This is a genomic window from Ruegeria sp. YTSC004, from assembly GCF_059609805.1.
Map to the genome: position 1 here is coordinate 1 of NZ_JBXWMJ010000023.1, position 17,997 is coordinate 17,997.

Sequence of the window (17,997 nt, forward strand, 5' to 3'; positions counted from 1 at the left end):
TGACTTCGGAGAGAACCAAGACCCCGGCGGACAACAAATCCAACGCCCTTGACAATACCGCGATCAGAGAACCGCTTCCCGCCCTTCGTGACGGATGCCGCACCTTTCATGAATGAGCAGATTGGGCTCAATGCTGACCTCGGTGCCGTTGCAGCAAAGCCCCCTGCCCTTCCAATAGCTGATCACGAGGACGGCCCAAACCAGCCGTTCATCGCGAGATAAGTTGCCGCATTGCAGCTTCCCCAAAGCGGAAGTTGATCGATTGCGCAGCATTTCCAACATTAACGTACACTCATCGGACAAAACGAACTCGTGCAAGCGCAGCTTCAACTATTGCCACGCGACCTTACTTGCTCCGGGTTCGGCGCTTTTGCACCTGTTAATCGCCACCACTTCGGCGCTTCGCAACGTCTGACAGACCCCGGGCCAGCAGGTCGAATACGATCCGGATACGACGGCTGGTCTGTAACTCCCGATGGGTGACCAGCCAGATTGGAAACTCAAGCGAAGGGAAATCCGGCAAGACCTTCTCTATGCCAGGTTCAGCCTCGCCCAACGTTTCGGGCTGCATAGAGACGCCGTAGCCCGCTTTCACCAATTCCCATGCGACGACACCGCTCTCGCTCGACATCACGAAGCTCTCTGCGCGAACGGGCACGCCCATGTTGTGCAGTGGGGCCATTAGCCGCTCGGGGTCGGCATTGCCGACGAAATCGAGTGCAGCCACATCGCGCGGTGTCCGTGGGCGGCTTGCACGATCGAGATAGTCGGTCGCGGCATAGAGATTGGCGCGAAAGTCGCCCAAGTGCCGTGCGATCAGGTCCGGCTGATCCGGGCGGACGTGGCGTATCGCGATGTCCGCCTCGCGCTGCGTCAAATTCTGCATCTCACTCGACGCAAGAATGCGGACGCGGATGCCAGGCGCCATCTGTCTCAACGGCTTGAGCACACCCGGCAGGATCGCTGCTGACAAGAGGTCCGTTCCCGTGACCGCGACCTCTCCGGTGACATCCTGAGATTTACCGTCGGCCACCATCGAGATGAGCGTTGCAGCCTCGCCCATCGTGCGCATGTGATCAATCAGGTCGCGTCCTGCTTCCGTCAAGGTAAGACCACGGACGCTACGTTCTACCAGCGTGACGCTAAGTGCCTCCTCCAACGCACCGATCTGCCGTCCTATCGTCGGCTGCGTTGTCTTCAGCACGCGCGCCGCGCCGCTGAACGAGCCTTCTTCCGCTGTCGCGAGGAAGGCGCGTACCTGGTTCCAATCGAAGGAGACGGCCTGCCAGTTCATTCATGAGCGTATAGCAGGTGGACGAATTTAAGCAATCGACCTTTCATGAGCGCATGGATGATACCGGCTGCGAAACGGGATCGGCCCGATCTCGGCAACCGAAAGCGACACAATGTATTCCGCAGTTTCTTACGACTGGCACATCCGCGCTGCTTCAAACCTGAAGTGTAACATGCAAAGGAAACCGACATGACTGCCCAAGCCTTCTGGGACCGGCATGCGCCCAAGTACGCAAAAAAGCCCATCGCCGATGTCACCGCCTACGAAGAAAAGCTAGAATGCGTCACTGAGCTTCTTCGATCGACCGATCGCGTTCTTGAAATCGGCTGCGGGACAGGCGGCACCGCGAGTAAGATCGCGACTGTCGTCGCTCATGTGACCGCAACCGACCTCTCTGCCGAGATGATCCGGATCGCCCGGTCACGATCAGGCGGCGATGCCGCGGGAACACCAGATTTCCTTCAGGCGGAGGCGGCGCAACACATTCCTGGCCAACCGTTCGAGGTCATTTGCGCGTTCAGCCTACTTCACCTGGTGGATGACAAACCCACCGTGCTGGATTCAGCATTCCACCAAATGAAACCCGGCGGTCACTTCATATCAAAGACGGTTTGTCTGAAGGACGCGCCGCGCTGGATGCGAGCCATGGTTCGTTTGCTCATGGCCGTGCGGATCGCGCCTAATGTGATCATCTTGAGCCGCGCTGAATTGACCCGGCACCTGATCCGGGCAGGGTTCGAAATCGAGCAGACGCGGTACTTCGGAAAGAACCGACCGAGCCACTTTATCGTCGCCCGCAAGCCCGCCTGAGGCAGACCGACACCTTATTCTGAGAGACTGAAGCATGTACTTTATCAGCCGTCGCGAATGGGCGTTCCTTGCCCTCGTGTTCCTCTACTCTTTCATTCCGGCAGTCGTCGGGCTGGTCCGGATTCCGGAACTTTTCGGCGCTCCGGCGATCATACCGCCGAACCCGCGTGCGGTGATCGAGCCCCTCCCGATCACATTGCATATCCTCGGCAGTTCAGTTTTCTGCCTTGTGGGGGCTGTGCAGTTTCTGCCGAGCCTGAGGCGCTACCGCCCCGCCTTGCACAGGACCCTCGGGCGGATCGTGGCGGCCACGGGATGCGTCAGCGCGCTTACCGGGCTATGGATGACCGTAGCTTACGTATTTCCCGACGCCCTGCAGGGACCATTGCTTTATGGGGCGAGGGTCACGCTTAGCCTCGCGATGGTCGCCCTCATCGCATGGGCCGTCGTCGCGATCCGGTCGCGAAACGTCGCTGCGCACCGCGCTGCGATGCTGCGCGCTTATGCCATCGGCCAAGGGGCCTCAACGCAGACCGCGCTCTTTCTGGTCACGATGGGCCTCTTTGACACTGAGCCGTCGGGGTTTTCCCGTGACGTCCTGATGGTCGGGGCGTGGGCCATCAACCTTGCGATTGCGGAACTCCTGATCCGCCGCGCCTTTGCAACGCGCACATCCGGCGCGGTGATCTGAACCCGGTCGTGCTCCCGGCCTGATACCGGCAAACTCCAGAAACACAGAAAGAAGACACCAAAATGAGACGGCTCGATCCCCATATTCTTCTTTTGGCCCTGTGGCTGTTCATACTGCTCAACATCATCTTTCGCGATATTCACCAGTTTGTCCTCGCGTCCCATATCGAGATGCTGCTGACAGGCCATTACAACGGCATCGAGATCACCGAAGGGCTGATGCTTTTGGGCGGTTTCCTCGTCCAAGTGCCGATTGCGATGGTGCTCTTTTCGCTCCTGCTAACCCGCAGGATTGGTCGCCCTGTCACCTTTCTTGCAGCGATCGTCACAACCGGTACGCTCCTTTCCTCGGCCCCCACCGACATGGATGACACCTTCCACCTCGTCATCGAGATCGTGGCTCTAATCGTAATTCTCTGGACCGCATGGACGTGGCCCGAGCACGAACACACCGCGCCGCAATCCGACGCAAGTTCTCCGTAAAAAACGTGCGCGCACCGCGGACACGATGAATGAATAATAGGACCAAATAGATGTTGGCAGAAACGCCTTTAGACGATGCGGTTGATCTTTATGACAAGCTCGCACCTCGCTACGACAAACTTCATCATCGCTGGCTGCGTCATGCAGGCGGCGAGGCGCAGGCCGCCCTGGAAGGTCTGGTGCGTGCGCTTGCGACGCCGAATTCGAGGCTTTTGGATGCTGGCTGCGGCACCGGCAACCTGGCACGTAGACTGATCGCCGAGGGCATGCCGCCGAATTTGATGACCCTTCTCGACCCGTCCGCAGCGATGCTTGCACGCTGCGCCGACATTCCTGTGCCGAAGATACAAGGACGGTTGGAGTCCCTGCCGTTTGAAGATGGCACGTTCGATCTTGTGACGTGTGCTTGGGCTTTGGAAACCGTCCCCGATCCCCACCTGGCTTTGAGTGAGCTTTGCAGGGTTGTTCGAGCCGGCGGCGCGCTTTGTCTCGCGTTCTGCGCGGATGAGCCTGCCCGTGGTCTTGCCGACAGCCTTATGCGGCAGGCGCTTTTGTTTCGCGGGACCGGCCGGTTTATGTCCCGCTCCCGATTGATGCAGGCAATCGAGCGTTTCGAAAATTTTGAAGTGCGGACAATTCCGAGCCATGGTCCGGCCTCGACCCTGCTTGCAAGGCGGTCTGGCGCAGCAACCCAGGCGCCTTTGTAGTCGGGCTTAGAGTTGAAAATAGCGCCCACAGATTTACGGAGATCAAGCATGATCGGATATGTTACCCTCGGAACCAACAACTTCGAGGCCGCGCTGAAATTCTACGACGCCTTGTTTTCGAGCGTGGGCGCAAACCGTCTTTGGAAACACGGCGATATGGCCGCATGGGGCCGCTCAAGGGCCGAGCCTGCATTATGCCTTGCTTGTCCATTCAATGGGGCACCGGCAAGCGTTGGAAACGGGGTGATGGTCGCTTTGAAAATGACCAACAGAAAAGCCGTCGATACGCTTCACGCCAAGTGCCTCGAACTTGGCGGAACAGATGAGGGGCCCCCCGGCCCACGCGGAGATCATGGTTTCTACGGTGGGTATTTCCGGGATCTAGATGGCAACAAATTGAATGCGTATGTCCCAGCGTGACTGTAAGCAAAGAACTGGCTTGGCAGAACGCGTTCAACGGACGAAGAGCGACGAGCACATCGAAAGACGCGACAATGAAATCTGAAATAGAATTTGTCCGATTGTCGGAAGTCGACCCGGCCAAGATATTGGCTCACATGTCCGACCCGCGTGTGGCGGAGCATATGCCTCTTTTGAGAATGGCCTGGGATGCCTCGACCGTGGCGCGGTTTGTCGCCAAGAAGGAAGAATGCTGGGTACGTGACGGACTTGGACACTGGGCATTTTTGTCCGATGACGGATATGTCGGCTGGGGTGGCTTTCAAAAAGAAGGAGCCGAGTGGGACTTCGGACTGGTCTTGCGGCCTGACACGTTTGGCCTCGGACCGCGCATCTCGCGGAAGGCGATCGATTTTGCGATTTCCGATGAACGCATCCCGTATGTGACCTTCCTTTTGCCACCCTCTCGAACGCGTTTGCGGGCACTCGAAAGACTTGGTGCGCGGCAGGTCGGCGAAGTCGATTATGATGGCGCGACCTTCCTCAAATTTCAACTTGCGACAGGATGACAGAATTGTCCGATTTCTGGCACATCCCAGCTTCAGAGTGTCGTAAACCGCGGCCCAAAGCTGCCGCCCGCACGGAGTTTATTTCTTCATTGCGGCTTCCCAGAAGCGGACATTGAAAGGCGCCGTTACATAGTTTGGCTATTCCGCGCGCGCCGTCCAACCAAGTGATCTCAGACGGTCCAATACTTCATTCGCCGCCGCCTCTTCCTTATGTAATCTCAGCAATACAGCCTCCACCGGGAACTGCGGCCAGCTTTCTTCAAGTAAAGCCAACAGACGTTTCCCTTCTTCTGATTGACCCATCGCCTGTCTCGTAGCTGCAAGGTAGATGATGCCCGGCGCTGACAACGGACCGCCGCCGGAATTACCCTCTTCGAACGCCGCTGCTGCCGCTTCGAAATTGCCGGTATGAAAATGCGCAGCACCAAGAATGTTCAAGTAGGCAAAGCGGGTATTGGGACCGGTACGCCTACGTTCTCGGTTGCCTGCTGTTAGTCCAAGGTCAGGGTTGCCGGACAAGATGGCCACGACTCCATAGAAGTCCAGTACATTCCCGTCATTCGGAGCAAGTGATACGGCCCGTTCAGACAGGCGCAACGCTTCGTCGTGGTCACCCGCAACAAAGGCTACCCAACCGGCGGCTGATTGCGACCAGGCATCGCTGGGCGCGATTGCAAGTGCTTGCTCAGCCATCTGCTGAGCTTCGGCAAGGAATGCGTCGTGTTGCGGGCCGCTTAGCGACAACAGTGCCAGCGATGCAAGTGTTTGGGCCGCACCGGCATATGCTCCGGCCGCGTTCGGATCGGCGTCAATAGCTGTTCGAAAAATCTCAGTCGTCAGCCGTTGACGCTCAAAGTCGAAAATCGGCCAGATCAACGCCCGCGCCTGATCCGTCAGATTGGCGGCTTCCAACGCGGCTGGGGACTGCTCCATCAACGCTTCGCGCTCAAGTCGCGTCTTGTCACTATTGGAAAGCGAACGCGGCTCCCGGGGCCATAAGACAAGAAGCACAGCAACCGTAATGCAAATCAGAGCAAGCACCACCAACGGCAAAGTTCGGACGCTGAAACTACGTCTACGAGGCCAGACCTCAGTCGAGGCCTGGGTGTCTAAGGTCTCGTCCGTTTTGATGCGCCGTTCGAAACGTGGTGCGTAGCCGCCTTTGTCGATGTGGATTCGAGTATCGTCAGCGGCGCCTTCGTCCTCGTAATAGTCTTCCAATAACCGTCGCAATCGTCCGGCTTCAACACGCACTACATTAGCTGATGTCGGATCATCTGCGTCCCTTTGGTAGACATGAAGCGCAATGGTCTTCGCCAAAAGACCATCCTGTCGGCCCTGAATGGTTTCCTCGGCCACAAAACTCAAGAAATCCTTCAGTTTCGGTGAGGTCGAAAGCGTATGGCTCTCTAAGACTCTGCACGCTACAGCGCGCATTTCTTTTCGTGTCAAAGGCGGTGATCCCTCATTATCACCTAACTGATCATCTTCAAATTCAGTCATTATTTGCAAAGCCTTATAGGCCAACCTCACCCCGCAACTTAGGGTAACTCACTTTCGCATTCAAAGCTAATGTCCACACTTAAGCCAGTAAAACACAACCAGAGCAACTGTCCGGTGAGCTATCTGAAACGCCAAGATCCAGAACTCTACGCGCGGTACTTGCAACTGCGACATGTCGATCCTCGTCTGTGCGACGTGTTCGATGATCTGGAGTTTATGGCCCAAAATGTTGAGCGTGACCAACACGGAGGGTCCGTCGTCATGGCGGACATACTGGCCGAATTGGTCAGCGAGCTTCGGATCAGGGTAGCCAAATGCGAGACAGAGCGAAGTACGACAAAGGAGTGATACCAATGGCTGCGAAGTGTTTTGTTCTAAAAGCGATTGTGGCGGCTATGCTCGCGTCTACTGGCAGTGCCCTTTCAGCGCAGGATGAAATTGTTCATGACGCGGAATTCCTCCGGATGGAACAAGAATTCGGCACGCAATGGGGTCTTGATGACGACGAAGTTGCTGCGAAACTGGCCGCGTTGGAAGAGCGCTTCGGTAAGAAGCCCAACATCGTGTACATCCTGGCTGACGACGTGGGCTACACCGAATTGGGAAGCTACGGTGGTGGCAAGATCCGCGGCGCCCCAACCAACAACCTCGACCGCATGGCAGAGGAAGGCATGCGGTTTCTTTCATTTTACTCGGAAGTTGAGTGCTCACCATCTCGCGGTGCGGTGATGACCGGGCGACACCCGATCCGCAATGGTCTCTACAACATTACATTGCCCGGAGAGGTTGGGCGCGGGTTACATGGCGAAGAAGTGACGATCGCCGAGATACTCTCGGAAGCGGGCTACTACACTGGCTTCTTCGGCAAGTGGCACATGGGTGAAGATGAAGAACATTTTCCGACCAATCAGGGGTTCGATGAAGCCGAATGGTCTGAGGGCAATCCTCCCTGGTGGGTCGCCAATTGGGAAGCCAGCGCCGATGAGGATGCGGGTGGTTTCAACAACAGGGGCATGATCAATTCTCCCGGTCCCGAAGGATTTCCTTACGACAACGGCGGCGTGATGCGTGCACGTCGTGGTGAAACACCCGAAATGGTCTATCGCTACAGTCTGGAACGCTACAACACATACGATTCAGAAGTTGCCGATAACGTCATCAACTTCATTGAGCGTCGGGCGAACTTGGACCAACCGTTCTTCGTGAACTTCTGGGGCAAGGGAAATCACTTCTGGGGGGCGCATCCGGATTTTCGTGATACGCCGGCACAATCCAACACTTCGGCCCAGATGGTTGAACATGACTACAATGTGGGGCGTGTGATCAAAACACTCGTCGACCTGGGCATTGCTGAAAACACACTCGTCATCTGGAGCTCGGACAATGGCCCGATGTACACCGTGCATCCGCATGGCGGCTACTCTTTGCTTCCGGGCACGAAGGGCGAAACCAGAGAAGGCGGCATTCGGGTTCCCGCACTGGCTTGGTGGCCGGGTATGATTGATGCCGGTCAGGATCCACTGGATCTGGTGCAGATAACTGACTGGTTCATGACGATGGCGCGACTGGCAGATGCGGAAGATTACATTCCCACGGATCGTGTGATCGATGGTGTAGATCAGAGCGGGCTCTTGCTTCTTGGAGAAGGTGCTGGGCGCCGGGACTACATATTCCATTACAATCGCGATCAGCTTGAAGCGGTGCGCAAGGATCAGGTCAAAATGAATCTCAAGCCGAACAACCCTGATTTTCATTTCTACGAGATGTTCAATATCTACCACGATCCGGCAGAACGCTTTCCCAACGAAATCCAGAATGGACTCTGGGCCGGACCGGGTCTCACCAAGATGATTCAGGATCATTTCGCACTGATCCAACAGTTTCCCCACCGGGTGTTGCAGGGGCACTATCGGGATTTCGATCGGTCCTTCGATCCTGAGCCGACGCCAGTCTATACCCCGCAGAAAACTGTGGATTGGTAGGTCGACTGGTTCACACATTGCTCTGACCGCTTGCACGAAGATCACCAAAACACGCGGTCAGAACCTTTATAGTTCTGACTGATCTTTTTGAAAACGAGACTGCGACATGCGCCTACATTCAATTTTTGCCTGATTGAATATTTCTTGGACATTTGATGTTGTTTTCAAATCAGCAGTGCGCACAAATTTTCATTCACGAACTCAACAGATCAACTTGACGAACGGCCCATAAAAGACATTCGCCACCCACACGCGATGCTGCGTTCGCAGCCCGCGTTGCCGACATTCGCTGCGGGCGCAAAACTTGGACACCTTTGAACTCACCGAATGCGGACGAAGCAGACACTCGCCGTGTCCTTAGTTTCTGGCAATCCCCAGCAAAATTTCGGCTACAGCTTCTTTCGCCGGGCTCACTTCCATTAACTGATGCGGGCCTTCGACCGTGATCAGGTTCCAGCCGCGTTTTTCGACACGAGCAGGTGCCTCGACTTCGCGCATGTATTGAAAGAACGGGTTGCTGTCGTTGGCCACAATGATTGTGCCCTCAAAGTCCGGCGTACCGTCGGGCAGCGCCAACCGATCAGTATAGGACTTGAAGGGATGCGGCCTCATAGTTGGCAGGGCTTCGCGCAATCCATCCTTTGGAATAAGCCATCCATCCCCGTCTTTCTCAACCATAGCATACACTTCGTCTCTTGTGGCCTCGTCGAAAAAACTGGTCATCAGGCTTTCACCGTCATCCGCAGGCACAGTATCCAGATACACCAAATGTTTGATACGATCCGGCTGTTCTGCTGCGGTACCGGTGATAACAGTTCCCCCATAGCTGTGGCCGACGAGGATTACGTTCTCGAGGTCCCGCCAGCTAAGCACGTTTGCAACATCATGCACGTGCGTAGACAAACCCGTTTCTTTTGAAAGAAGGTGCTCTCTCTCGCCAAGACCCGTCAGGGTCAACTCGACCACCTCAAAGCCCTCATCCCTAAGCAATATGCTTAAAGGTTCATACTGACCGGCCCACTGAAACGTCCCATGAACCATAACAAAGACAGGTTTGCTTGTGGACGTTCCCTCTGTTGCGGTCTGAGCGATGGTGAAATTGCCCAAGGAAAGCAAAGCGGTGAATGCCAACCAAACTGTTGCAATGGCCTTTCTGAAGTTGAGCATAATTTCCGCCCCATCTGAACGTTTCCGAATTTCCGGTGACCCTGATTGCAAACTCGCTGCGGGTCAAGCTACTTGATCTTTTAAGAGCACGATCCAATCTGGCTGTCTGTTCTGGGCTCTAAGCCGACTTCGGTGCCGTCGCAGCAATGCCCTCTGCCTGATAGTGCCTGATCACGCGGACGGCCCAGAGCTGCCGTTCACCGGTAGTCTTCGTCGCTGCGGTGCGGACCGCCAGACCGGACTTTCGCTGCGCTGCCGAAATCCTGACCAATTAGAATTCACGCATCGCGGACAATACTGTCACTCGCCTGTTGAGGGTGGATGACCACAGGCAGCCCAATTTGGACCTTCGCAACCAACCTTATCGGTTTCGGGTATACCAATGGAGCTGACTTTTGCCCGGGACTACACCTGATACCAGTTTTCGACGTCTCGGACGACTTCCTGGACTGTGAAAGCAGCCTCTACCTCTGCGACAGCACGTTGCACTTCGTTTGGGCTTGCACTGAGTTCCAAGATGTTCGCATTCAGGTCATGGGCTGACCCGGCATCTGAATAAATCGTATCGACCGCAATTCTGACGGCGTTTCGGTGTTGCAGCAGGTGCTCAAAAAATCGGACATAGATCGCCTCCTCATACGGAGAATGGGTGTCAACCTTAGAGACTAAGCCCAATTCAACAGCCTTGGCGCATGTTAGGCGCCAGGCCAGTTCCATTGTCGGTGGAGGCGCATCTCTGGCCTCATCAGGATGTTTTGGGTTCGCAAACGTTGACCTTCGGATGGCTTCGAGATCAGCACGCAAGCTTTTTGTGGGAACAGGATAGATGAATGTGGTTTCCTCGGATGCTAAGGTTGGTTCAACCTGATCCGGCTGCACCTGGATGAACTCGGAAAACCTGTTTCCGATGATAGGGACTTCACCGACAATCATGTCTGTGGGGTCGGTATTCTCTACCAGCCATCGCGCCAGGGCTCTCCGCCCCCACAATCCAGCGGCCCTTCGTACCAACGGATGAGTTCCATCTGAAACATCTGGATAACTCGCGAGTATGTCTTCGGTCTGAAACGCCGCGAGCCCCGTGTCCCAACGCATAATATGCACACGACGTCCCAAGGAGATCGCAATGGATATCTGCTGACGCAACAGGAACGACTTTCCAGATGCTGGTAGTCCGGTGAAGAAAACCATGCGACAACGACGTGCAGCGTCGGTCAAGTGTTTTCCAATCTCAGAGTCCGCGAAACTGTCGATAGAAATTGCGAATCTCCTAATTCGGTGTCGGCCACAGGTCTAAACGGCAATCGGGCTTTGCTGCCCAAAAACCGTTTCCAGAACGTGACCTAAAAACTAACTTAGCAATACCAGGTGCAATATTGCTGACACGCGCTCCAATGCCGCCTGATCAGTCAGTTGCGAAGCAATAAAACAGACCCGCCCCGCCAGAACGCGGCAGATGTTCCTCTCCGCAGCCGCGCGAACCGTGCGATGAGTTCCAGGACAACATGTTTCGGGCATCGTTGAGACCTACATGGTCATGGTGCCCGACAATCGCAGATCCGTCCTCGCTGTTCGAAGTCCAGTTACTGCATGTTGTGTCACCACCTGCCGTAGAGAAGTATCCCGCAGAATCGGAGCCGGTCAGAATGTCATGTTTGTTTGGCTGACTGCCACGCCCATTGACAGGGTTGCCGTTTTCGTCAAGCGCGGTCTGTAGATTGATATTCACACCGTCACTGTGCAGGTCTTCAACATTGTTGGCGATAAGCTCTCCATTGGCATTATACCAAGGACCCGACCCGATCCGGTCGCGTGCAGAAATGCCATTGGTGATTGTCATCGGGTCAGTGCTGCGATCAATGGACATTGAGGTGCTCAGATAGGCCGCAAAAGTTTTCGAAGAACCGGCCGCGGAAGCAAGTGCATTGCAATGAGCATCGGCACCTTCGAGGCCTCCTAGATTGGCACCATCCCCCTTGCCTACACTAGTGATGAAGAACGACATCTCCTCACCTGCCGATTGCGCCTGTGCGGCCGTTGCGAAACCGCAGATTACGAGTGCAGCAACCCCATGAACAGTTGTTCTTTTGGTGAACTTCGACATGTTTGTCTCCCTTCGTGCTGAGTAATCACTGATGCTAGTCGTATGCTCCGATTGGGTCCATGAAATAGCGCTCACGATTTGTAGAATACAGCAGCGAAGCCTGCCAAACACGTGATTACTGAATATCGGCTGGCACAAACTTTGTGGCGGACTTTTGTTACCTCCGCAGCAACAAGAAAATTTGGTTCGTCCGACATTTTCGCCGCTGGGTTTGCCAGCGCCCGGTTTGAGGAGCACTCTTTCGCTGCGCTGGGAATGAACGCCTAAAACGCGGATACCTATGACTTATTGCACATACGCGTCTAAGATACGTCCATGGTCTCACCCTCAAAGCCAAAGAGTGGCCATGTTCGAGAAAGGAGCAACCAAAATGTTGTTTGCTGATGCGCTGGAGAAAGCTTCTTCGTATGCTGCTGCGTGGAGTTCCAACGATCCGGCACAGGTAGCAGCACATTTCGCAGAAGACGGGGCGGCTCGGCTCAATTCCGGCGCGGCGATACAAGGTCGGGAAGCAATTGCTTCGGATTACGCAGCCCCGATCTTCCGCGATTTCCCTGGTTCTTCCGTGTTGCTGCATGATTTTCGTTCATCAGGGAACCACGCTCTCTTTACCGGTATGCTCGTCGGTCCCGGAAGGCGTGAAAATTCTCCTGTTCGCCTGTTGGGCTGGGAGGAGTGGACCCTCGACGACAATGGCTTGATACAGTTGTCTTTGGTTTGGTTCGACCGCGACGACCATGCCAGACAGGGCGGCGGTACTTTCTCATAGTGATATCGCCACGCAAAGCGGGCATTGTAGCATCTGAAAGGCGCGGCAAAGCTGATCCTTAGCAAACGAAAACTCGTTTACGTATTTGGTCTAACTATGCTGAATACACTCGCAGCCAACTGTGACAGGTGCAGTACCTCCTACCAAATGCGTACCCAATTGCGATTGAAGTGAGATGGCAGGTGGGTTCCTATGGCATTCGTTGCCGAGGTGGTCACACAGTCTTCTGCACCTACTGCGGTAGGCGTAAGTGTTTGGGTATATATTGTTCCTCGCAGGTGACGGGTTTTCCGACGCTTTCAAAGCGATACCCAGTAGCGTGGAAGCAAATGCGACCGCCGCGGCGGTCATTCAGCCCGATGGTCCAGGCAAATTCGGAATAATCTATTCCGTGGATCCGAACTGGTTCTCTGGACCGGGTAATCCGGTCGATTGGCAGCGGTGTAACGGTCGATTTCGGAAACGAAAAGGAAACGAACAGATCGGAAACGCCCTCGAAACACAGATTGACCTGGTAAACGGAAAAACTGAATTGCCCGTTGTCCTGCCTGATCCACTCCTCAATGTGGTCGATATCGAGTATTAGTTCGCTCACCCAGTCATTGTTGTCTGGGTCAGGCGAAACCAATTTTAGGGCATAAATGGAATTGTCGTGGAATTCATGACTGACGTCCTGAAAGAGCCTCTGTCCGTTATCCATTGCAATCACTCGAATCCGAATTGTTGCTGACACGCTCGATTTCGGGGTTTCAGCCAGTTTAATATGTCACCATGCCAAAGGTAACGACAACAACGGAAGCTCTTGCAACTCAGATCATTGCTGCATTTGACGGCCTTGATCCACCTGCTGATGATGAACTTCTTCACCCCGAATGTATGGATGACGTGGATATTCTTGAATTCTACGGCGGGGTCAAATGGCATGAGATGACCGGTAAAATGATCGTATACAGTTACGCTGCCCCCACGGCTTTCAGCCCCAAAGCCTTTCAGTACTACTTGCCCGCGTATCTGATATGGACTCTGCGAAATTCAGACAGCCCGGAATATGCCAGTGAAAGCATTCTTCGGGCACTCGACCCCGGCACATCGAATGAATTGCTGCACGAGTTCCGGAAGTCCAAGTTCAACCAATTGACGCCTGCACAGAAGGAGGTCGTGTTGAGGTTTCTGTACCATTTCAGCGACAACCCTAATCTTGGTGAATTTGCACAAGCCGCATTGATTAACTACTGGATAGAATAAGGCATGTGGTTACCGGTTTGATGATATCTACGTATTTGATGTGGCTCTTCGCAGCGCTTTTTGTCGTAACCGGTTTGCCGTTGGCATTGACTGAGGATGAGCAATGGCAACGGCTATGGGGGGGATCCAGTGCGCTGTCTCTTGGCCTTTTTGCTTTATCGATGGCAGCAGATGGTTTGCTTAGAGGCCAGATTAGAATTCACTTTTCGATTATCCGCCGCTCCAGCCAGCCGCGTTTGTTCTTCAGCGCTATAGCATTGGTGTTCGCAGCCGGCGCCGGAGTCATCATTGCTGTTGTTTGGGCGATTTTCTTTAAGGATTGGTAAGATTTGCCCAGCACGGTTTGACTTAAGAACCAATGGGCCAATTTAGACTGAACGAATACGACCGTTGCGATTTTGTTGGTTTGTCAATTTTCCCTGTTTTCGAACCAGTCGAACACCATAGTACCCCACTCCATTGAGAAGGAAGTATTGTAGCCTACAGCATTGCACATTCAGCGGGTGCAGACGGAAAAGCCCTAAACCGATCACCCGAGTGGAGCACATGGATGACGGAAGGGTCGGCATAACCTCCGGATGTTTACAACAATCAAAACGGGCAAATTGGGCTCAGTGTTGCCGTTCTCCGCAGCAAGCATGATTGGCTGGTCCCAGCCCAAAGCGGACCTTCGTAACAAGACGTTGCAATTTCCGAGACCGGATGTGGGTACGCTCATAACGCTGCGTTTCTGACATTGATTTCATAAAAGAAAAGCTTGGAAGTTTGCCAACAGGTTTGCATGCCACTGAGGAACCCGAACATACAGGCTCTCAGGCTTATCTGCGGTGCCCAATTACAGTTTACTCCCAATCACCAGCAGACGAGCGCCACGTCTTTGCTTCCGCATCCCAAACACTGGCTGTTGCGCAAGGCGTCGGGTTTATTCCGTCACAATTAGTTCCGTGGACATCTGCAAGGACAATGCGTTGACGCCCGAATTCGACGACCGTCCAGCCTCGATTGAGCAAGGAGTGAACTTCCTCTTCAATCAAGAAGTGCGACATGCATCCACCAGTTCCGCAATAAAGAGATGCAGCACTCGAACACGCGAATCCAGATTCATTCAGAACCCAGTCGGGTTGTAGATCTCCGTCGAGATCGACCCTCTCAACCGCACCCCAATCTAAGTCAAACTGACCGTCGTTGAACTCTGCGCAGGCTTGTTCTGCCAGATCAACCTTAGCCCGCAAACCAGTTGGAAGTTGCGAAACATCAGCCGCGACAGCTGGTGAGGTCCATACTGGGCTCGAAACCAGCACAATCCCGGAAACCAACCCTTTCAACAGGCCCACTAATTGGGAAGCCGGTTGGAGGGTGGCATCAATTGCACTGATCATACCTGTAGTCCCCGTATTCCAGCCAGTTTGCCGAACCTTCGCTAAAAATTAGAAACTCGGACCTGTCTTCCCCAAGCAGGGCGACAACAAATCCGGTCGGCGGCTCAGAGTTTCCGAAAAAGCTGTAGGCTGTCATGGCTCTGATCGACTCGCCGTTGACCGTTACTCGCGCGTCCCACTCTCCTTCCGGATTGTCCAAAATTACAGGTTCGATGACTCGCTCCACCGCTCCGCCACCACAATAGACGATGCCTTCGGGGGGTTCGTAGGAGGCTCCCTGGCTAGCACCTGAATCGCAGGCGGAACGAAGGGACTGAATTGCTGCGCTGGAACCTTTCAAGTCAAAGATTCCGTAGCTAACATCTTGATCAATCATGGACAGATTAACGGATGCATTGGCTGCAAGCTGGTCCTGTACAAAACCATAGTCCTCTTGACTATTGAAACTGACCTCGACGGGATAGTTGTCGACGATCTGCACGGCAGCGTTTTCTGCGCCAACCTGAAATGCCCCAACTTCGGTGGTGCCGTTCTTCAAAAAACGAATGGAAAGCCCTTGTTTGTCCACAATGTCCTGGCTGTCCTCGTATCCAGCCGGAGCAAAGCGGATACGGTCACACTGAAGTTCCAATGTCATGTTTCCAGTCTGAATAAATGCATTGGGATTAGGCCCGGAACTGAACGACCATTCTGCTGATGCTGTGGTCGCCATAGCCATCAGTAGCGTTCCAATGGGAATCAGCTTGAAACTCATTTTCTCTCTCCCTGGTATTAAGAATCGAACTGTCATTCAGCAGAGATTCTGACCCGCTGCCTGCGCAACCAGGTCAGGAAACAGGTGCGCCGTATTCGTTTGCGCCTTCTTGAGAAGGTCGCGTCAGCCACCAGATCATCAGGATGGACAGAACCAATTGAAGAATTGAGACAACAACAATACCGGTCACGCCCAAAACTGCCGCGGGTCCTCGCAATGCATCGGGGTTTTCGGCCCCTTGCTCCAATGCCGAGAAGAACGCCACGCCACCCAGCATAACAAAAAGCGTTGTAATGCTGAGCGCCATCGGCAGCAGCAAGTACCAGCCAGGTCGCCCTGTATCATGCAACCTCCGCCAACCGGCGGCCAGCATAGGGATGATAACGGCCAGTTGGAAAACAGAGGACAGAACTCGAGATCCTTGCCCTGTTTCTGGGTTGGTCCCGAATATGATCGCATCCACCACAGCTAAGGCAGCACTCACGAGAACCACAAACAAGAAGAACCACCAGTATTCTGAGCGCATAGCCCGACCGGAGAACTGGAAGTATTTCGAGAAACACGTTTTGACGGCTTCAACAAAACCCATTTTCAATCCTTTCTTGGTTTCTGCGCGACCTCAGAACGCCTCGCCGACCCAAAAGAACACATTCGCCCTCATGGGTGCTCCCACCTACCTTTTTGTTTGAGGGCAGACGCCTATCGTACGAGAGCGTAATGAAGTTTACGCGCGGAAAAAATGTTGATTTATTAAAAATTAGATTCAAACATGTGAATTTGACACAACTTTCATTTTACCTCCGTTGTGATCGCTGTCGCCCGACTTGTCGGGCCCTACCGGCCGCTGGAGTGAGTGCTGGCGGTCGGAAGGCACTTTACAATGATTGAGCGTTGGGAGGACGCGATGCTTATACTTAGTGTACTCGGCCTACCTCCAGAATTCGCTCGAGCTTCTGCCATTGTCGTCATTCAGCCTTCACACGTTGTCGGCGGTCTCGGTTGTCAAAGTAATATAGCTCCGCCCGCCACCCCCCGCGACAAGTTGTTGGGAAGGGAAGTTACAGGGCCGAAGTATGTTTCATAGCCTGCTCCGACGCGAGAACTTCAAACAAGCCATCCAATTTCACCAATTTCAACGGAACCAGAGGGAGAAGAAAATGTCTAAAAAGATGGTGATGATTGCGGGCGCAACTTGTTTCGCACTGCTTGCGGCCTGCGACGATACGAGTACATCCAGTGCGTCCGCCGAACTCACACCCGCTCAGCAGGCGTGTTTGCGAGATGTAGCCAGCACAACGAACAATTCGCAAGTCGTGGTGCTCTCATCCGCGTTTAGCGAGGCGGGGACACAGGTCACTGTAGGCGTTGGCGAGGATCGTGCTCCTTGGAATTGCATTGCTTACAGTGATGGCACGACAGCTGGTATCGAGTTCCTGGGCGACGAAGGCGCATTGTGACCAGTCTGCTGCGTAGCCGAAAACGGCTGCGTAGCACTGGCTTGATTTGCTGAGGCTCGACTTGGTTTGTAGAACCACTATCATTGTATTCGCGATCCTTTACCTGTTGGCGTTGATTGCATTCTTGACGGGCACATTTGGCTGGTTGGGACAGGAAAGAGACCCTTTGTCCGGGGTGTTCCTTCTGCCGTTGGGACTACCTTGGATACTTGTAGCGGACTCGATCTCAGAGTCGGCCAAACCGTGGTTCGCGGCGCTCGCACCGGTGCTCAACCTGTTAGCGCTGGTCTTGATTTGCAGATGGGCACATGGTTTGCGCCGGTAGTGAAAGCCGCGCTTATTCTCACCAAAAGGGAGGAAAACATGGGAAAAGTGATCTTGGGTATTGTGATCGGGCTCGTCCTCGGCGTGGTTGGGGCGATGACCTTAGGTGGCGGGGCCGCAGTGGGTGTCGGCGTTGCGACAGGCTTGTCCGCCGGTGTCTGCACCACATTGAAAGGAGCACAAGCAGAGAACCTGATCACCCCCGAGCAAGCGGATCAGATCCTCAATCGCGTAAATTCCGAGATGGCATCACTGCAAGGAATTGAAACGACAGACGAGGTCGTCGGCAGCGCACAGGCATGCGATGAGTTTCTATCAAAGTTGAGGGATGCAAAGTGAGGTTCCGCTTAGTACGGAACAA

23 protein-coding genes are annotated in these 17,997 nt (G+C 54.3%); 13 read left to right on the forward strand and 10 right to left on the reverse strand.

Translation table 11 applies throughout. The features are described 5' to 3' along the window. Window positions 1–63: 63 nt before the first annotated feature. Both AC2FFP_RS22310 and AC2FFP_RS22315 read right to left on the reverse strand, forming a co-directional pair. Window positions 64–282: a hypothetical protein gene (locus tag AC2FFP_RS22310; RefSeq protein WP_496845345.1), complete on the reverse strand. Its 219-nt coding sequence runs from the start codon at window positions 280–282 to the stop codon at window positions 64–66. 97 nt (window positions 283–379) lie between these two features. Continuing rightward, window positions 380–1,294, reverse strand: coding sequence for a LysR family transcriptional regulator (locus AC2FFP_RS22315; protein WP_496845346.1), 915 nt, complete (start codon window positions 1,292–1,294; stop codon window positions 380–382). 189 nt (window positions 1,295–1,483) lie between these two features. Between AC2FFP_RS22315 and AC2FFP_RS22320 the strand changes: the two genes are divergently transcribed. The 6 genes from AC2FFP_RS22320 (at window position 1,484) to AC2FFP_RS22345 (ending at window position 4,952) form a co-directional block, all read left to right on the forward strand. Further along, a complete protein-coding gene (locus AC2FFP_RS22320) occupies window positions 1,484–2,104 on the forward strand; it encodes a class I SAM-dependent DNA methyltransferase (protein WP_496881523.1) in 621 nt (206 codons plus the stop codon). Window positions 2,105–2,138: 34 nt separating this feature from the next. Next, window positions 2,139–2,795 carry a DUF2306 domain-containing protein gene (locus AC2FFP_RS22325; protein ID WP_496845348.1) on the forward strand — a complete coding sequence of 219 codons (657 nt, stop codon included), beginning with the start codon at window positions 2,139–2,141 and terminating at the stop codon, window positions 2,793–2,795. A 62-nt stretch (window positions 2,796–2,857) separates the two neighbouring features. Then, complete coding sequence (locus tag AC2FFP_RS22330; protein ID WP_496845349.1) at window positions 2,858–3,277, forward strand: DUF6326 family protein; 420 nt, start codon at window positions 2,858–2,860, stop codon at window positions 3,275–3,277. 50 nt (window positions 3,278–3,327) lie between these two features. Next, window positions 3,328–3,984: a methyltransferase domain-containing protein gene (locus tag AC2FFP_RS22335; RefSeq protein WP_496845350.1), complete on the forward strand. Its 657-nt coding sequence runs from the start codon at window positions 3,328–3,330 to the stop codon at window positions 3,982–3,984. Window positions 3,985–4,032: 48 nt separating this feature from the next. Beyond that, window positions 4,033–4,404 (forward strand): VOC family protein, encoded by a 372-nt coding sequence (locus tag AC2FFP_RS22340; RefSeq protein WP_195822647.1) that lies wholly within the window; start codon window positions 4,033–4,035, stop codon window positions 4,402–4,404. Between the two features lie 74 nt (window positions 4,405–4,478). After that, window positions 4,479–4,952 carry a GNAT family N-acetyltransferase gene (locus AC2FFP_RS22345; protein ID WP_496845351.1) on the forward strand — a complete coding sequence of 158 codons (474 nt, stop codon included), beginning with the start codon at window positions 4,479–4,481 and terminating at the stop codon, window positions 4,950–4,952. 138 nt (window positions 4,953–5,090) lie between these two features. Here the strand turns inward: AC2FFP_RS22345 and AC2FFP_RS22350 are convergent, their stop codons facing one another. After that, window positions 5,091–6,320 (reverse strand): tetratricopeptide repeat protein, encoded by a 1,230-nt coding sequence (locus tag AC2FFP_RS22350; protein WP_496881524.1) that lies wholly within the window; start codon window positions 6,318–6,320, stop codon window positions 5,091–5,093. 249 nt (window positions 6,321–6,569) lie between these two features. On the opposite strand from AC2FFP_RS22350, the gene AC2FFP_RS22355 reads away from it, so the two are divergent. Both AC2FFP_RS22355 and AC2FFP_RS22360 read left to right on the forward strand, forming a co-directional pair. Continuing rightward, complete coding sequence (locus AC2FFP_RS22355) at window positions 6,570–6,803, forward strand: hypothetical protein (protein ID WP_496845353.1); 234 nt, start codon at window positions 6,570–6,572, stop codon at window positions 6,801–6,803. A gap of 5 nt (window positions 6,804–6,808) precedes the next feature. Then, the gene (locus tag AC2FFP_RS22360) at window positions 6,809–8,437 is read left to right on the forward strand and encodes a sulfatase-like hydrolase/transferase (RefSeq protein WP_496845354.1); all 1,629 of its coding nucleotides are present in this window, start codon (window positions 6,809–6,811) and stop codon (window positions 8,435–8,437) included. A gap of 357 nt (window positions 8,438–8,794) precedes the next feature. Here the strand turns inward: AC2FFP_RS22360 and AC2FFP_RS22365 are convergent, their stop codons facing one another. From AC2FFP_RS22365 to AC2FFP_RS22375, 3 genes are all read right to left on the reverse strand, one after another. Then, window positions 8,795–9,604: an alpha/beta fold hydrolase gene (locus AC2FFP_RS22365; RefSeq protein ID WP_496842046.1), complete on the reverse strand. Its 810-nt coding sequence runs from the start codon at window positions 9,602–9,604 to the stop codon at window positions 8,795–8,797. A 405-nt stretch (window positions 9,605–10,009) separates the two neighbouring features. Next, window positions 10,010–10,822 (reverse strand): DEAD/DEAH box helicase family protein, encoded by an 813-nt coding sequence (locus tag AC2FFP_RS22370; RefSeq protein ID WP_480474841.1) that lies wholly within the window; start codon window positions 10,820–10,822, stop codon window positions 10,010–10,012. Window positions 10,823–11,009: 187 nt separating this feature from the next. Next, window positions 11,010–11,708 (reverse strand): hypothetical protein, encoded by a 699-nt coding sequence (locus tag AC2FFP_RS22375; RefSeq protein ID WP_496881525.1) that lies wholly within the window; start codon window positions 11,706–11,708, stop codon window positions 11,010–11,012. Window positions 11,709–12,054: 346 nt separating this feature from the next. On the opposite strand from AC2FFP_RS22375, the gene AC2FFP_RS22380 reads away from it, so the two are divergent. Further along, entirely contained in the window at window positions 12,055–12,477 is a 423-nt protein-coding gene (locus AC2FFP_RS22380; protein ID WP_496881526.1) for a nuclear transport factor 2 family protein, read from the forward strand. Window positions 12,478–12,709: 232 nt separating this feature from the next. Here the strand turns inward: AC2FFP_RS22380 and AC2FFP_RS22385 are convergent, their stop codons facing one another. Continuing rightward, window positions 12,710–13,072: a hypothetical protein gene (locus AC2FFP_RS22385; protein ID WP_496881527.1), complete on the reverse strand. Its 363-nt coding sequence runs from the start codon at window positions 13,070–13,072 to the stop codon at window positions 12,710–12,712. Window positions 13,073–13,248: 176 nt separating this feature from the next. Between AC2FFP_RS22385 and AC2FFP_RS22390 the strand changes: the two genes are divergently transcribed. Together AC2FFP_RS22390 and AC2FFP_RS22395 are read left to right on the forward strand one after the other, a co-directional pair. Next, window positions 13,249–13,722, forward strand: a complete 474-nt coding sequence (locus tag AC2FFP_RS22390; protein WP_480535255.1) for a DUF6714 family protein — start codon at window positions 13,249–13,251, stop codon at window positions 13,720–13,722. Between the two features lie 38 nt (window positions 13,723–13,760). Next, entirely contained in the window at window positions 13,761–14,048 is a 288-nt protein-coding gene (locus AC2FFP_RS22395; RefSeq protein WP_496881528.1) for a hypothetical protein, read from the forward strand. Between the two features lie 516 nt (window positions 14,049–14,564). On the opposite strand, the gene AC2FFP_RS22400 is transcribed toward AC2FFP_RS22395, so the two are convergent. From AC2FFP_RS22400 to AC2FFP_RS22410, 3 genes are all read right to left on the reverse strand, one after another. Next, complete coding sequence (locus AC2FFP_RS22400; RefSeq protein WP_281996014.1) at window positions 14,565–15,101, reverse strand: hypothetical protein; 537 nt, start codon at window positions 15,099–15,101, stop codon at window positions 14,565–14,567. Continuing rightward, window positions 15,085–15,855 carry a hypothetical protein gene (locus AC2FFP_RS22405; RefSeq protein ID WP_480617518.1) on the reverse strand — a complete coding sequence of 257 codons (771 nt, stop codon included), beginning with the start codon at window positions 15,853–15,855 and terminating at the stop codon, window positions 15,085–15,087. The genes AC2FFP_RS22400 and AC2FFP_RS22405 overlap by 17 nt, the downstream gene beginning before the upstream one ends. A 73-nt stretch (window positions 15,856–15,928) precedes the next feature. Beyond that, window positions 15,929–16,444 carry a DUF805 domain-containing protein gene (locus AC2FFP_RS22410; RefSeq protein WP_171711797.1) on the reverse strand — a complete coding sequence of 172 codons (516 nt, stop codon included), beginning with the start codon at window positions 16,442–16,444 and terminating at the stop codon, window positions 15,929–15,931. Window positions 16,445–17,012: 568 nt separating this feature from the next. On the opposite strand from AC2FFP_RS22410, the gene AC2FFP_RS22415 reads away from it, so the two are divergent. Both AC2FFP_RS22415 and AC2FFP_RS22420 read left to right on the forward strand, forming a co-directional pair. Continuing rightward, window positions 17,013–17,312, forward strand: a complete 300-nt coding sequence (locus AC2FFP_RS22415) for a hypothetical protein (RefSeq protein WP_170790054.1) — start codon at window positions 17,013–17,015, stop codon at window positions 17,310–17,312. Window positions 17,313–17,675: 363 nt separating this feature from the next. Further along, window positions 17,676–17,975: a hypothetical protein gene (locus AC2FFP_RS22420; RefSeq protein WP_171237080.1), complete on the forward strand. Its 300-nt coding sequence runs from the start codon at window positions 17,676–17,678 to the stop codon at window positions 17,973–17,975. Window positions 17,976–17,997 lie beyond the last annotated feature (22 nt).